The organism is Streptomyces sp. NPDC111516 (genome assembly GCF_055635345.1).
The window spans coordinates 246,480-260,347 of record NZ_JBVKBV010000002.1 but is presented as its reverse complement, the minus strand read 5'-3'; the positions used below and the strand labels follow the sequence as shown (position 1 = coordinate 260,347).

Genomic DNA, 13,868 nt, shown 5'->3' with positions numbered 1-13,868 from the left:
TCCCGACCGCGTCTACGCCCCCGCCCCGCGCGCCACGCAGTCGGCCAGGTGGTCATCGACCAGGCCGCAGGCCTGCATCAGGGCGTAGGCCGTCGTGGGTCCGACGAACCGCAGCCCGCGCTTCTTGAGTTCCTTGGCCAGCGCCGTGGACTCCGGAGTGACCGCGGCGACGTCCTCGACGGTTCGCGGGGCCGGCCGGCCGGCCGGGTCGGGGGCGTGGGACCAGATCAGGTCGTCCAGCTCGTCCGGGCGCCAGTCGGCCAGGACCTTGGCGTTGGCGAGGGTCGCCTCGATCTTCGCCCGGTTGCGGATGATCCCGGCGTCGGCGAGGAGCCGCTCCTTGTCGGCGTCGGTGAACTCCGCCACGGCGGGGATCTTGAACCCGGCGAAGGCGGACCGGAAGCCCTCGCGGCGGCGCAGGATCGTCAGCCAGGAGAGGCCGGACTGGAACGCCTCCAGGCAGAGCCGTTCGAACAGGGCGTCGTCGCCGTGGACGGGCTTGCCCCATTCGGTGTCGTGGTACGCGAGGTAGTCCTCGGTGGAGAGCCCCCATGGGCAGCGCAGTCCGCCGTCCGGGGCCGTTTGTGCGCCGCCGCTCATCGCCGGGGCTCCTCTCCGGGTCGCTGGGTCCGGGTTTGCCGCAGATCGGGCCGGGGGGCCTGCCAGGGGTCCCGCTGCGGCGCCTGCCAGGGGTCCCGCTGCGGATCAGGCCGGATGTCCTGCCAGGGGCCCTGTCCGGGTTCCTGCCGGGGTTCCTGTCCGGGTTCCTGCCGGGGTTCCTGCCGGGGTTCCTGTCCGGGTTCCTGCCGGGGTTCCTGTCCGGGTTCCTGCCGCGGGTCCTGGCCCGGTGCCTCCCACGGTGCCTTCGGGCGGTCCTCGGGGCGCTCCGTGGTCGGCTGCGGCCGGTCCTCCGGCCGCTCGAGGAGATCGGGGCCGCCGACCGCGGTCGCCTGCACCCCGGCCAGCGCCGACTCCAGCTCCGCGATCCGCGCGTCCCGCTCGGCGAGCTCGGCGCCGAGCCTGCCGAGCACCTCGTCGACATCCGTCATGCGGTAGCCGCGCAAGGTCACCGGCAGTCGCACCGCCTCGACATCCGCGCGACCGACCGGACGCGTCGCGGGCAGCGGGTCGGTCAGCTGCTCGGGCGCCACGTCCTGCAGGACGGCACTCTTCCCTCCGCCGACCACCGCGAGGGTGACCGCGGCCACGACCACCACCATCGCCAGCAGCAAGAACCAGAACACGCGCATCTCCCCAAGGGCGGAAACCTGTCCGACTCCGATCGTGCCATGCGGTACCGACAGTTACGGCCTGACCCACGATTGGCAGTGGGAGAAGGAGCAGTGCCTGGGGCCTTCGAATCCAAGTCGGAGGAGGGAGCGATGGCGGGTGGGGCCTCCCCTGCTCGAGCGAAGCCGAGAGCTCGGGGAACATCGCGACTGACGACAACGCCGGAGGCGAGGGTCCCAGGCGCCGGGACGCCGCTGCCAATCGTGGGTCAGGCCGTTAGGGTCGCAAGCGACCCACGGGCGATCTACCAGAGGAGACAGACGGGATGCGAAGCGGTGCGCTCAGGCTTGGGCGGCGTGAATTCGGTGCGCACGAGCCGGTGATCATGGCGATCGTGAACCGTACCCCGGACTCCTTCTACGACCAGGGCGCGACCTTCCGGGACGAGCCCGCGCTCGCCCGGGTCGAGCAGGCGATCGCGGACGGCGCGGCGATCGTCGACATCGGGGGTGTGAAGGCGGGCCCCGGTGAGGAGGTGACCGCCGAGGAGGAGGCCCGTCGCACGGTGGGGTTCGTCGCGGAGGTGCGGCGCCGCCACCCGGATGTGGTGATCAGCGTCGACACCTGGCGCCACGATGTCGGCGAGGCGGTCTGCGAGGCCGGCGCGGACGTGCTGAACGACGCGTGGGGCGGCGTCGACCCGAAGCTCGCGGAGGTCGCCGCGCGGTACGGCGCAGGTCTGGTGTGTACGCACGCGGGCGGCGCCGAGCCGCGGACCCGGCCGCACCGGGTCGCGTACGACGACGTGATGGCGGACATCCTGCGCGTGACGGCGGGGCTGGCCGAGCGGGCGGTCGCGCTCGGGGTGCGGCCGGACGGCATCATGATCGACCCCGGTCACGACTTCGGGAAGAACACCCGGCATTCCCTGGAGGCGACGCGCCGGCTCGACGAGATGGCGGAGACCGGCTGGCCCGTCCTCGTATCGCTGTCCAACAAGGACTTCGTCGGCGAGACGCTCGACCGGCCGGTGAAGGAACGCGTGCTCGGGACGCTCGCGACGACGGCCGTGTCGGCGTGGCTGGGGGCGCGGGTGTACCGGGTGCACGAGGTGGCGGAGACGCGGCAGGTGCTGGACATGGTCGCGTCCATCGCCGGCCACCGCGAGCCGGCGGTCGCACGGCGCGGACTGGCCTGAACGACGAGCGGCCCTAGTAGGTCCTGTCCTGTCGATCCTCGTGGATCAGCCCGGGGGTCTGGTGCGGTGCATCGCAAGGCGGAGATCGTCCGGTGCGTGCGATCGCAAGGCGGCCGGAAGTCCTTGGATGGGGTCTCCCCTGCTCGAACGAAGTTGAGAGCTTGGGGAAGGAGCTACCAGGGCTTTTGGCCAACGCGGAAGGGGGTCCCCCTGGCCCTTGAGGCCTTGGGGGAGTGCGTGCTGGGCGGCGCGACGGGGCAAAGCTTGCCGGGAGGGGCGCTAGCGGCCCACCCGGCCGACCTCCTTCGTGACGAGGTTGACCGCCTCGTCCACGTCATCCGTGACGTGGAACAGCAGCAGGTCGTGCTGGGACGCCTTCCCCTGTGCCACCACCGTGTCCCGCAGCCAGTCCACGAGCCCGCTCCAGTACGCGGTGCCGAACAGCACGATCGGGAAGCGGGTGACCTTGCCGGTCTGGACGAGGGTGAGGGCCTCGAAGAGTTCGTCCAGGGTGCCGAGGCCGCCCGGCAGGACGACGAAGCCCTGTGCGTACTTCACGAACATCGTCTTTCGGACGAAGAAGTAGCGGAAGTTGACGCCGATGTCGACGTGCGGGTTGAGGCCGGACTCGAAGGGCAGCTCGATGCCGAGTCCGACCGAGATGCCCTTCGCCTCCCGCGCCCCCTTGTTCGCCGCCTCCATGGCTCCGGGGCCGCCTCCGGTGATCACCGCGAAGCCGGCCTCGACCAGGGCCTTGCCGATCCGTACGCCCGCCTCGTAGTCCGGCCCGCCGGCCGGGGTGCGGGCCGAGCCGAAGACGCTGATGGCACTCGGCAGCTCGGCGAGGGCGCCGAACCCTTCGACGAACTCCGACTGGATGCGCATCACCCGCCATGGGTCGGTGTGCACCCACTCGGAATCGCCCTCGGTGTCCAGCAGCCGCTGGTCGGTGGTGCCGGGCTGCACCTGGTCCCTGCGGCGGAGCACCGGCCCCTGCCGCTGCTCCTCGGGGACGTGCGCTCCCTCGGGGTTGCCCATGACCTGCTCCCTCCGACGACGATCGATGACCATCACCGATGACCACCTGTGTCAGGTCAGGGTAGATCCACCGAGGTTACGAAGAGGGTAATGCCGTGGGTCAGCTGGTGAGCCAGGAGCGGAGCCGTTCCTCGCAGTGGGTGATCCGGTCGACCGCGACGTGCTCGTTGCGCTTGTGCGCGAGGAGCGGGTCGCCGGGCCCGTAGTTCACCGCGGGGACACCGAGGGAGCTGAAGCGGGAGACGTCGGTCCAGCCGAACTTGGGCCGGGCGGTGCCGCCGACCGCCGCCATGAACGCCTTGGCCGCCGGGTGGGAGAGGCCGGGCATGGCCGCGCCCGAGTGGTCGTCGACGGTGAATTCGGCGACGCCGCAGTCCGCGAAGACGTCGTGGACGTGGGCGAGCGCCTCTTCGGCGGTGCGGTCGGGGGCGTACCGGTAGTTGACGACGACGGTGCAGGCGTCGGGGATGACGTTGTTGGCGACGCCGCCCTCGATCCGTACCGCGTTGAGGCCCTCGTGGTATTCGAGCCCGTCGATGACCGGGCGGCGCGGCTCGTACGCGGCGAGGCGGGCCAGGATCGGGGCGGCGGCGTGGATGGCGTTGGACCCCATCCAGCCGCGCGCGGAGTGGGCCCGCTCCCCCTCGGTGCGGAGGAAGACCCGCAGGGTGCCCTGACAGCCGCCCTCGACCTGGGCGTCGGAGCCCTCCAGGAGTACGGCGAAGTCACCCGCCAGCCAGTCGGGGTGGGCGGCGGCGACGTGGCCGAGTCCGTTGAGGTGCGCGGCGACCTCTTCGTTGTCGTAGAAGACGAAGGTGAGGTCGCGGTTGGGCTCGGGCACGGTCGCGGCGATCCTCAGCTGCACGGCGACGCCCGACTTCATGTCGGAGGTGCCGCAGCCCCACAGCACGCCGTCGTCGTCGAGCCGGGACGGCACGTTGTCGGCGATCGGCACGGTGTCGATGTGTCCGGCGAGTACGATCCGCTCGGCCCGGCCCAGGTTCGTACGTGCGACGACGTTGTTGCCGTACCGGTCGACGGTCAGGTGCGGCAGGGTGCGCAGCGCCGACTCGATCGCGTCGGCGAGGTCCTTCTCCTGACCGCTGACCGACGGGAAGTCGACGAGCCGGGCGGTGAGCGCGGGGCCGTCCAGGGTGAGATCAAGCGTGCTTTCGGGCATGGAACCGACCCTAGACGAACGGAACCGGCCCTGAGGGGCTGGGCCCTCGGCCCCGGCCGGACACTCCAGTACGGTGGCCCCGTGCCCCGGAACGTCTCCCCCACCCGCCGACACACCGGCCGCTCCCGTCTCTTCCGCGTCGCGGCTGCCTTTGGCGTGCTCGCCGCGCTGGGCGGCTATCTGACCGTGCAGTACGTATCCGGCAGCCGGGTCACCGAAGGGTGCACCGTGGCGTCCGCCGACGGTTCGGACGGCCAGGGCCGTACGTACCGGCTGAGCCCGGAGCAGGCTTCGAACGCCGCGACGATCTCCGCGGTCGGCACCTCGCGCGGGATGCCGGAGCGCGCGGTGACGATCGCGCTGGCGACCGCGTTGCAGGAGTCGGGGCTGCGCAACATCGAGCACGGCGACCGGGACTCGCTGGGGCTGTTCCAGCAGCGTCCCTCGCAGGGCTGGGGCACCGAGAAGCAGATCCTGGACCCGGTCTACTCCGCCGGGGAGTTCTACCGGCATCTGGCCGAGGTTCCCGGCTATTCGCGGCTGCCGCTGACGGTCGCCGCGCAGCGGGTCCAGCGCAGTGGTTTTCCGCAGGCGTACGCGAAGCACGAGCCGGACGCGGCGTTGCTGGCGGCCGCGCTGACCGGCCGTACGCCCGCCGCGCTGAACTGCACGCCGCCGCGGACGACGGCCGCGAAGGCCGACGCGGCGAAGGTGCGGGCGGAGCTGGTGCGCGCCTTCGGCAAGGATGTGCTGCCCGCGGAGCGGCCGTCGGCGCGGCCGGACGGGAAGGGTGCGGCCGGTGCGTCTGCGACGGCGGCGCGCACGGTCTCGGTTCCGGTGCGGGCGGCCCGCGCCTCCGGGGCCGACGACGCGACGCGGCGCGGCTGGGAGCTCGCGCACTGGGCGGTCGCGCGGTCCGAGGCACTACGCCTGGACGAGGTCGCGTACGCGGGCCGGGTGTGGAAGGCCGGGGAGGGCTGGCGGACAGTGGGTACGGACGGTACGGACGGCAAGGGTTCGGGCACCACCGAGGTCCGCATGGGGCTCGCGCCTTAGTCGGCCGGCGCGGCAGCCGTCCCGCGCGGCAGTCGTTCAGCAGCACGAAGAGTCACCCGGAGGTGTTGTCCGGCCCCTCCGGAACACCCATGCCCGCAGCACCTCCCGAAACCCCTCCCCCGCCCCCCATTTTCCTTACGGGCAAAGAGAAGTGACGATTCATCGTCCACTCCGGGAATGCGGCGTCCGCCCGGGTTCGTCCATTGCCGATTATGTGACGCATTGCCGACTCTTTACCTCGACGTACCGCAACCTCCCCCGCCCTTACGACGGTTGTCATTGCGTCCGATCAACGGACAGGCCCGTTCCTCATCTTCCTCATTCCGTCGAAGGAGCATCATGTCCCTCCCCCTGACCCGCCGGATCGCCCGTGCCGCGCTGCTGATCGCCGCGGGTGCAGCCCCCGTGGTCGGTGCGGCCGGAGCCGCAGGTGCCGCGGAGCTCCCGCGGACCCCGGAGCTCGGCGGTCTGACCACCCTCGACGGCGCCGGCCTCGGCAAGACGGTCGACGGCGCGTCGCAGCAGGGCACCGAGGCGGCGGGCGAGACCGGCGGCAAGGTCGTCGGGACGACCCTCCCGGTCGCGGGCAAGACCGTCGGCAAGGCCGCTCCCGCCGTGCAGAACGCCGCCGGCGGTGCCGCGGGCAACGCGGGCGAGGTCCTCGGCGGCGCCGCCGGTGTCGCGCCCCAGGGCGGCCTGCCCACCCAGGGCCTGCCCACCCAGGGGCTGCCGATCGGCTGACCCGCACCGGCCACCGGCCGGCGCATCACATGCGAGGGGCCTCGGGAGTGCGGCGCACTCCCGAGGCCCCTCGCATGTGATGCCGACTATCAGGCCAGTCGCTTGACCGCGGCGGCCACGCGCTCGTCCGTCGCCGTGAACGCCACGCGTACGAAGCGGTCACCGGCCGGCCCGTAGAAGTCGCCCGGCGCCACCAGAATGCCGAGTTCCGCCAGATACGCCACGGTCTCCCAGCACGGCTCGTCGCGCGTCGCCCACAGGTACAGGCTCGCCTCGCTGTGCTCGATGCGGAAGCCGTGCGCCTCCAGTGCCGCGCGCAGGGCCGCGCGCCGCTCCGCGTACCGCGTCCGCTGCTCGGCGACGTGCTCGTCGTCGCCGAGCGCCACGACCGTGGCCGCCTGGACCGGGGCCGGCGTCATCATGCCGCCGTGCTTGCGGATCAGCAGCAGCTCGCCGAGCACGGCCGCGTCACCCGCGATGAAGGCCGCGCGGTATCCGGCCAGGTTGGAGCGCTTGGAGAGCGAGTGGACGGCGACGACGCCCTCGTACGTACCGCCGCAGACGTCCGGGTGCAGTACGGAGACGGGTTCGGCCTCCCAGCCCAGCTCCAGGTAGCACTCGTCGCTGAAGACCAGCACGTCGTGCTCGCGCGCCCAGGCGACGATCCGGGTCAGCTCCTCCTTGGACAGGACACGGCCGGTCGGGTTGGACGGCGAGTTGAGCCAGAGCAGCTTCAGGCCGGCCGGGTCCAGCTCCGTGGGGTCGTCGTAGACGACGGGCTCGGCGCCGCAGAGCCGGGCGCCCACCTCGTACGTCGGGTAGGCCAGGCGCGGGTACGCCACCTTGTCGCCCGCGCCGAGACCCAGCTGGGTCGGCAGCCACGCCACCAGTTCCTTGGAGCCGACGACCGGCAGGACGTTCTCGTGCGCCACGCCGACCGCGCCGAGCCGCCGCTCCACCCAGCCGGTGATCGCGTCGCGCAGCTCGGGGGTCCCCCACACCGTCGGATAGCCGGGGCTGTCCGCGGCGGCGACGAGCGCCCGTTGGATCAGCTCGGGCACCGGGTCGACGGGCGTACCGACGGACAGGTCCACGATGCCGTCCGGGTGGGCGGCGGCCGTCGACTTGTAGGGCGCGAGCTTGTCCCAGGGGAAGACCGGGAGACGGGAGGAGACTGCGGACACGGATCTCTGCTTTCTCGTACGGGGTTTCCGAGGGCTGCTCGGACCGCTCCGGCGGCAAAAACGCCTCGGTCCCGTACGGTGACGAGCCGTACGGGACCGGGGCGGCGCACCTGCCTGCCGTTGACTACTGGTTCTGCGGCGGCAGCGCGGCGATGAACGGGTGGTCGCGTTCGATGAGGCCCAGCTTGGAGGCACCACCGGGCGACCCGAGGTCGTCGAAGAACTCGACGTTCGCCTTGTAGTAGTCCTTCCACTCCTCCGGGGTGTCGTCCTCGTAGAAGATCGCCTCGACCGGGCACACCGGCTCACAGGCTCCACAGTCGACGCATTCGTCCGGGTGGATGTACAAGGACCGCTGGCCCTCATAGATGCAGTCGACGGGGCACTCTTCGATGCAGGCCTTGTCCTTCACGTCGACACAAGGCTGCGCGATGACGTAGGTCACGCTGTCGTTCCTCCTCGGTAGGGCGTTGGCTCTCGCGCGGGAGCGCGGCGTCGTCGATGCCCACCCCTAGTATCTCCGTTCGCGGGCACGAACCGAACAGGAGGGGCGGGGAGAGCTGTGGAATTCACCATCGGCGGACAACTCGAAGTCCGAATTACACCGGCTGACGTGGGCAAACGGGTATCAGTCCGGCGTACGTCGAAGGACGGCCCGCAAGGGGCGAAGTTCACTGACACGGTTGGCGTTCTCACATCGTGGGACAACGGTGTGCTGTCGATCACAACGAAGAGTGGGGATTCCGTCCGCATCTCGGAATCGACGCTGGTGGCGGGCAAGGTCGTGCCCGCAGCCCCGGCCCGGCGACGCGGTCCCGCGGCCTCCTTCGACGAGCTCGCGCCCGTCTGTGCCCGCGCCTGGCCGCCGGTGGAGAGCGAGCCGCTGGGCGACTGGCGGCTGCGCGCCGCCCGAGGTTTCACCCGGCGCGCCAACTCCGTACTGCCGCTCGGCGATCCGGGCATGCCGCTCGACGAGGCGCTCGGGCGCGTCCGGCGGTGGTACGGGGAGCGGGAACTGCCCGCGTACATCCAGACCGCGACCGGCGCGGAGGGCACCCAGGAGCTGCTCTGCGCCGAGTTGGAGGAGCGCGGGTGGCGGCGCGAGGTGACGGCCGAGGTACGGGTCGCCGCGCTGGCGCCCATCGGTGATCTGGACGCCGATGTCTCCCGGGTGCGGCTGAGCCGGGACCTCGACGAGGCGTGGCTCTCCCGCTACCAGCGCTTCGAGACCCCGGGACCGCACGTCCTTCAGGTGCTGCGCGGCGGCCCGTCGGTGTGGTTCGCCACCGTGCCCGGTGACGTCGAGGGCGCGGCGGCCCGTGCGATCGGACGGTGCGTGGTGGACGGGCGGTGGGCCGGGTTCATGGCCGTCGAGGTGGACCCGGCGCACCGGCGGCGCGGGCTCGCCTCCGCCGTGATGACCGCGCTCGCCAGCAAGGCCCTGGACGAGGGCGCCTCGGCGGCGTGGCTCCAGGTCGAGACGGACAACGACGGGGCGCGGGCGCTGTACGAAGGCATGGGGTTCGTGGTCCATCACCGGTATCACCACTTCCGGTCGGCGTGACGGGGCGGGAGGCGCGATGAGTCCTCACGAGCCCGACCGGCCGGGACGCCCCGGCCGGGACGAGCTGTACCGGTGGTTCGCCGAGGAGGCACGCGCCGAGCGGCCGGACCTCGCGCTGCTCTGCCTGCTGCTGGGCGCGGTGGCCGACCCGGCGCTGGACGCGAACGGGACCGACGCCGCACAGATCGAACTGGACGAGCTGGCGGGCCGGCTCCCGTACGGGGTGCGGGGCGGCCGGGCCTGGGCCTCGGCTCTGGCGGAACTGCTCGGCGAGCGGTGCGGTTTCGCGGGCTCGTCGGCGGACTACCAGCGGCTGGAGTCGTCGCTGCTGCACCAGGTGCTGCGGCGGCGGCGCGGGCTGCCGATCCTGCTGTCCGTGGTGTGGATCGAGGTGGCGCGGCGGGCGGGCGCTCCGGTGTACGGGGTGGCGCTGCCCGGCCATTTCGTCGTCGGGTTCGGCGATCCGGCCGAGCGGGTGCTGGCCGATCCGTTCGACGGCGGCCGCCCGATGACCGGGCAGGACGCGGAGCTGCTGGTGGCGGGGGCGACCGGGGAGCCCCTCGACGAGTCGATGCTGGTGCCCGCGCGACCGCTGGAGATCGTGCTGCGGATCCTGAACAACATCAGGGCGTGGGCGGCGACCCGCCCGGAACGGACGGACGTGGCGCTCTGGGCGGTGGACCTTTCGCTGCTGCTGCCCTCGCACCCGGCCCGGCTGCGGTACGAGCGGGCGCAACTGCTCGTACAGAGCGGACAGTTCCTGCGCGGAGCGGCGGAGATGGAGGAGTACGCGGAGGTGGTCGACAGGGTCGAGCCCGAGACGGCGGAAGCGATCCGGCAAAAGGCGCGCGCGGCGCGGGCGCTGCTTAACTAGGATTTTTCGTTCGGATCGGGCCGGATCAGGGAGCGGGGTCCGGTGCCATGCGTACGGATGGGGTCGGGCGGGAGCGGTCCGGGTCAGCGGGTTTCTCCTCGTCCGGCGATCCTGCGCACCGTGTGCAGCAGGTACTCCTTGCGGTTGAGGGGATTGCGGTCGGTGCGCGGCCGGTCCGGAGGCGTGCCCATGACCGCCCGATAGGATTCGAATTCGGATTCCAGGACCCCTTCGCCGCGCGTCAGGGCCGGGAGCTGCTGTTGCAGTCCGTGGACCCGGGCCGCCGGAATCTCTCCCTCCAGCACGCATACGGCACCGTGCGGGGCCGGTTTCCCGGGAACGGCACGCAGATGTGCGAGTACGGGCAGGACCGGGCCGAGCAGGTCCGTGGGGAGTTCCAGGCGGAAGCGGTGCATCGGTTCGTAGACCGTGGTCCCGGCCTGCTTCAGCGCGCTCATCAGGACCAGCGGGGTCAGATTGCGGAAATCCCCGGCGGTGCTCGACATGCTCTTGTCGAAGACGGCATGGGAATGGCTCTGCCGGGGCCAGTAGCCGGAATGCGTCATGGTGACGACGCAATCGGTGACCTGCCAGCCGTGAATTCCCTGCCGCAAAGTCTCCCCGACGGTCTCCTCCACCGCTCTCATCAGCGAGTACGGCATCGATCCGAGTTCCACCTCCAGCCGGTATTCGATACCGCTGCCGATCGGCGCCGGATCGATCCGAAGACCGACGGTCGCCAGAAAGGGATTGGGGTCCTGGTCGATGACCTCGCATGCCGCACCAGTGCCGTTCGGCCGTTCCAGGCAAATGGTCGTGGTCTCGCGGAAGGTGACGTCGATCCCGAATTCATCGGCGAGCGTCGCCTGGATCACTTCCTTCTGCACCTCGCCGTAGAGCGAGACGGAAATTTCTTTCCGGATGCCGTCCTGACGCAGATTGATCAATGGGTCCTGCTCGGCGAGTTGCGCGAGAGCGAAATGCAGTGCGCCCCTGCTCGCCGGAGCACAGGGGATTACGACCGATTCCAGCGTCGGCGGGGCGAACGAATTCCCTGGCCCGGTCGTGTCCTGCGCGCCGACCGTATCGCCGACCCGGATGTCGCCGAGTCCCCGGAGCTTGGCGATCCGGCCGGCTCCGACCGCCGCCTCGCGTAGGGCCGAACCGCGGTCGAAGACACTGATCGCGGTCACTTTCCCCTCCCGGCGACCGCCCCCGCTCCTGCCCGCGTGTCCGTCGCCCCGGCCGAACGGCAGCCGGTCGCGGATCCGTACCGTGCCGGAGAACATCCGGACGTACGCGATCTTCTCGCCGCCCGGCCCCCGCTCGACCTTGAAGGCGTTGCCCGAGACCGGCCCGTCGGCGTCGCCCGCGCTCGCGGGCAGCAACTCCCTGACCCCGCTGATCAGGGCATCCACACCTGCTCCGGTGATCGCCGACCCGAAGAACACCGGATGCACCAGCGCCTGCCCGGTCTGTACCGCCAGCTCATCGCGCAGCCTGCGGTACGGGAGCGGCGCCGTGTTCTCGACGTACGCGGTCAGCAGTGCGTCGTCATGGTCGGTGAGAAGCTCGGCCAGCCGGTCCGTGAAGCCCGGGTCGCCCCCGGTGTACGGCGTACAGCGGGCGTCCCGGCAGCCCCGCCCGTCGACCGATCCCATGGCGATCACGGCCGGGGTGAGTTTTTCCGAAATGCTCCGCAAAAGGGACTCCTCCTGCGCGCCGCCGCGATCGACCTTGTTCACGAAAATGAGCGTCGGAATGCGCAGGCGTCGCAGCGTCCGCATCAGAACACGGGTCTGCGCCTGTACGCCCTCCACCGCGGAGATCACCAGCACGGCACCGTCGAGCACGTTGAGTACCCGTTCCACCTCGGCGATGAAATCCGGGTGGCCGGGTGTGTCGATCAGATTGACCGTGATGTCGTCGATGGGAAACGAGACGACGGCGGACTTGATCGTGATGCCGCGTTGCCGTTCCAGCGCCAGAGAATCGGTCTGGGTGTTCCCGTCGTCGACGCTGCCGATCTCATCGATGACACCGACGGTGTGGAGCAGCCGCTCGGTCAGGCTCGTCTTACCGGCGTCGACATGCGCCAGAATTCCCAGATTCAGCGTGTGCACAAAACTCCATGCTTTCGAGATCGGTGGCAATTCCCGTCTGAATGAACATGAGAGTTCCGCGCATGGTCTTCTCCTCGGTCGATCGAGTGCTGCGGGGATTACAGCAGGGGCCGCCCCGTGCGACAACCGATTTATTGCGCACCGGCCCGCGTCGTCCGGGAGATCCGGGCCGGTCGGAGCGGTCAGCTGGGCCAGAGGTCCGCCCCGGAGAGCCGAAGCGCCCGACGACGGGTCGACCGATAGTGATCACGCGGAGCATCACCGGATCCCCTACGCCACTGCACGGATTCCCGCGGGAGGTTCCGGGCGGAGCCCCGTCGCGCACTCGGCGCACTGCGGACCGTGCCTCAACGCCCTTGCTTTCACGGGGCATTCGCGCTCACCAAGAGGCCCATCGAGGACGGCAAAGACGGTCGGGCCGCAGGGCGGAAAGCTCGGCAAACGAGTGGACCGTCGCCGCCCAAACCTCCACCCCGCCCCGCATGCAGTCCAACGGGTGATTATCGACGATTCGCCACTCGAAGGGCCCACGACATAGCCCCAATACGGCGCTCCCCGTTGGCGCGGGCCGCCATTCCGGCTGACGGTGGATCACGTCGCCACTGCTCCACACTGAGTCGGCACCCAGTCACTCTGCGCAGTTGCGGCGGAAGGAATGTGTTCAGATGCGCTCTGCCCGCACACTGTTCGCTTCGGCCGCTGTCACAGCGGTCCTCGCCATCACCGGTCCCTCCGCCTACGCCATGGTCACGGCGGCGGACTCGGGACATGAGCACGGCTCCTCGTCGTCGCGCGGCGACGAGCACGGAAGAAACGACCATGGCGACCGCGGCGGCGACCGCGGTGGCGACGAAGGCGGTCGCGGCGGCGACGAAGGCGGTCGCGGCGGCGACGAGGGAGGCCGTGGCAGCGACGAAGGCGGTCGCGGCGGCGACGAGGGAGGCCGTGGCAGCGACGAAGGCGGCCGCGGCGGCCGTGACGAGGGCCAGCCGCGCGGTGGTATGCACACCGGCGGCGGCTTCATGGCCCGGGTCGTCGCAGGCGACGAGGGTGGCCGCGGTAGCGACCACGGACGCGACAAGGGCGGCCGCGGTGACGACGAGGGCGGCCGTGGCGGCGACGAGGGCGGCCGTGGCGGCGACGAAGGCGGCCGTGGCGGCGACGAAGGCGGCCGCGGCGGCGACGAAGGCGGCCGCGGCGGCGACGAAGGCGGCCGCGGCGGCGACGAAGGCGGCCGCGGCGGCGACGAAGGCGGCCGCGGTGGCGACGAAGGCGGCCGTGGCGGCGACGAGGGCAAGCCGCGCGGTGGAATGCACACCGGCGGCGGCTTCATGGCCACGACCCTCACCAGCGACCACGGGGACGAGGGCGGCCGGGACGAGGGCGGCCGCGGTGACGACGAAGGCGGTCGTGGCGGCGACGAAGGTGGCCGCGGTGACGACGAAGGCGGTCGTGGCGGCGACGAAGGTGGCCGCGGCGGCGACGAAGGCGGTCGTGGTGGCGACGAGGGAGGCCGCGGCGGCGACGAGGGCAAGCCGCGCGGTGGTATGCACACCGGCGGCGGCGGGATGGCAATGACCGGTAGCAGCCTGGCCGCCGGTTCGGTGCTGCTGCTCGGCGGCATCGGCGCCGGCGCGTACAAGCTGCGCCGCCGTCAGTCCTCGGGTGGCGCGATCGCCT

At 71.3% G+C, this 13,868-nt stretch carries 12 protein-coding genes and 1 pseudogene; 5 read left to right on the top strand and 8 right to left on the bottom strand.

Annotation, left to right across the window (positions count from 1 at the left end):
- Nucleotides 1-12: 12 nt before the first annotated feature.
- Both ACZ7L9_RS06800 and ACZ7L9_RS06795 read right to left on the bottom strand, forming a co-directional pair.
- Entirely contained in the window at nucleotides 13-600 is a 588-nt protein-coding gene (locus ACZ7L9_RS06800; RefSeq protein ID WP_471413165.1) for a DNA-3-methyladenine glycosylase I, read from the bottom strand.
- A 278-nt stretch (nucleotides 601-878) separates the two neighbouring features.
- Nucleotides 879-1,244, bottom strand: a pseudogene (locus ACZ7L9_RS06795) (DivIVA domain-containing protein); the annotation flags it as partial.
- Between the two features lie 311 nt (nucleotides 1,245-1,555).
- Between ACZ7L9_RS06795 and folP the strand changes: the two are divergent.
- Nucleotides 1,556-2,428, top strand: coding sequence for a dihydropteroate synthase (gene folP, locus ACZ7L9_RS06790; protein ID WP_471413164.1), 873 nt, complete (start codon nucleotides 1,556-1,558; stop codon nucleotides 2,426-2,428).
- A 279-nt stretch (nucleotides 2,429-2,707) separates the two neighbouring features.
- On the opposite strand, the gene ACZ7L9_RS06785 is transcribed toward folP, so the two are convergent.
- On the bottom strand, nucleotides 2,708-3,466 hold the full coding sequence (locus ACZ7L9_RS06785) for an LOG family protein (RefSeq protein ID WP_471413162.1): 759 nt from the start codon (nucleotides 3,464-3,466) through the stop codon (nucleotides 2,708-2,710).
- Between the two features lie 100 nt (nucleotides 3,467-3,566).
- Nucleotides 3,567-4,646, bottom strand: coding sequence for a succinyl-diaminopimelate desuccinylase (dapE, locus tag ACZ7L9_RS06780; RefSeq protein WP_471413161.1), 1,080 nt, complete (start codon nucleotides 4,644-4,646; stop codon nucleotides 3,567-3,569).
- 81 nt (nucleotides 4,647-4,727) lie between these two features.
- Between dapE and ACZ7L9_RS06775 the strand changes: the two genes are divergently transcribed.
- Nucleotides 4,728-5,702, top strand: a complete 975-nt coding sequence (locus ACZ7L9_RS06775) for a hypothetical protein (protein WP_471413159.1) — start codon at nucleotides 4,728-4,730, stop codon at nucleotides 5,700-5,702.
- A 339-nt stretch (nucleotides 5,703-6,041) separates the two neighbouring features.
- Nucleotides 6,042-6,443: an ATP-binding protein gene (locus tag ACZ7L9_RS06770; protein WP_471413157.1), complete on the top strand. Its 402-nt coding sequence runs from the start codon at nucleotides 6,042-6,044 to the stop codon at nucleotides 6,441-6,443.
- Between the two features lie 89 nt (nucleotides 6,444-6,532).
- Here ACZ7L9_RS06770 and ACZ7L9_RS06765 read toward each other — a convergent pair whose 3' ends face one another.
- Both ACZ7L9_RS06765 and fdxA read right to left on the bottom strand, forming a co-directional pair.
- Nucleotides 6,533-7,627 (bottom strand): bifunctional succinyldiaminopimelate transaminase/glutamate-prephenate aminotransferase, encoded by a 1,095-nt coding sequence (locus ACZ7L9_RS06765; RefSeq protein ID WP_471413156.1) that lies wholly within the window; start codon nucleotides 7,625-7,627, stop codon nucleotides 6,533-6,535.
- A 124-nt stretch (nucleotides 7,628-7,751) separates the two neighbouring features.
- Nucleotides 7,752-8,072, bottom strand: a complete 321-nt coding sequence (gene fdxA, locus ACZ7L9_RS06760) for a ferredoxin (RefSeq protein WP_037688837.1) — start codon at nucleotides 8,070-8,072, stop codon at nucleotides 7,752-7,754.
- Nucleotides 8,073-8,189: 117 nt separating this feature from the next.
- Here fdxA and ACZ7L9_RS06755 point away from each other — a divergent pair, with 117 nt between their 5' ends.
- A complete protein-coding gene (locus ACZ7L9_RS06755) occupies nucleotides 8,190-9,191 on the top strand; it encodes a GNAT family N-acetyltransferase (RefSeq protein ID WP_471413154.1) in 1,002 nt (333 codons plus the stop codon).
- Between the two features lie 16 nt (nucleotides 9,192-9,207).
- On the top strand, nucleotides 9,208-10,065 hold the full coding sequence (locus ACZ7L9_RS06750) for a transglutaminase family protein (RefSeq protein ID WP_471413152.1): 858 nt from the start codon (nucleotides 9,208-9,210) through the stop codon (nucleotides 10,063-10,065).
- Between the two features lie 83 nt (nucleotides 10,066-10,148).
- On the opposite strand, the gene ACZ7L9_RS06745 is transcribed toward ACZ7L9_RS06750, so the two are convergent.
- Together ACZ7L9_RS06745 and ACZ7L9_RS06740 are read right to left on the bottom strand one after the other, a co-directional pair.
- A complete protein-coding gene (locus ACZ7L9_RS06745; protein WP_471413151.1) occupies nucleotides 10,149-12,188 on the bottom strand; it encodes a GTP-binding protein in 2,040 nt (679 codons plus the stop codon).
- Nucleotides 12,189-12,688: 500 nt separating this feature from the next.
- Entirely contained in the window at nucleotides 12,689-13,741 is a 1,053-nt protein-coding gene (locus tag ACZ7L9_RS06740; protein WP_471413149.1) for a hypothetical protein, read from the bottom strand.
- Between the last annotated feature and the right edge of the window lie 127 nt (nucleotides 13,742-13,868).

Bases quoted from the DNA above. Each gene is read 5' to 3' on its own strand.
- ACZ7L9_RS06770 (WP_471413157.1), top strand. From the start codon at position 6,042: ATGTCCCTCCCCCTGACCCGCCGGATCGCCCGTGCCGCGCTGCTGATC.
- ACZ7L9_RS06800 (WP_471413165.1), bottom strand. From the start codon at position 600: ATGAGCGGCGGCGCACAAACGGCCCCGGACGGCGGACTGCGCTGCCCA.
- dapE (WP_471413161.1), bottom strand. From the start codon at position 4,646: ATGCCCGAAAGCACGCTTGATCTCACCCTGGACGGCCCCGCGCTCACC.
- ACZ7L9_RS06750 (WP_471413152.1), top strand. From the start codon at position 9,208: ATGAGTCCTCACGAGCCCGACCGGCCGGGACGCCCCGGCCGGGACGAG.
- ACZ7L9_RS06785 (WP_471413162.1), bottom strand. From the start codon at position 3,466: ATGGGCAACCCCGAGGGAGCGCACGTCCCCGAGGAGCAGCGGCAGGGG.
- folP (WP_471413164.1), top strand. From the start codon at position 1,556: ATGCGAAGCGGTGCGCTCAGGCTTGGGCGGCGTGAATTCGGTGCGCAC.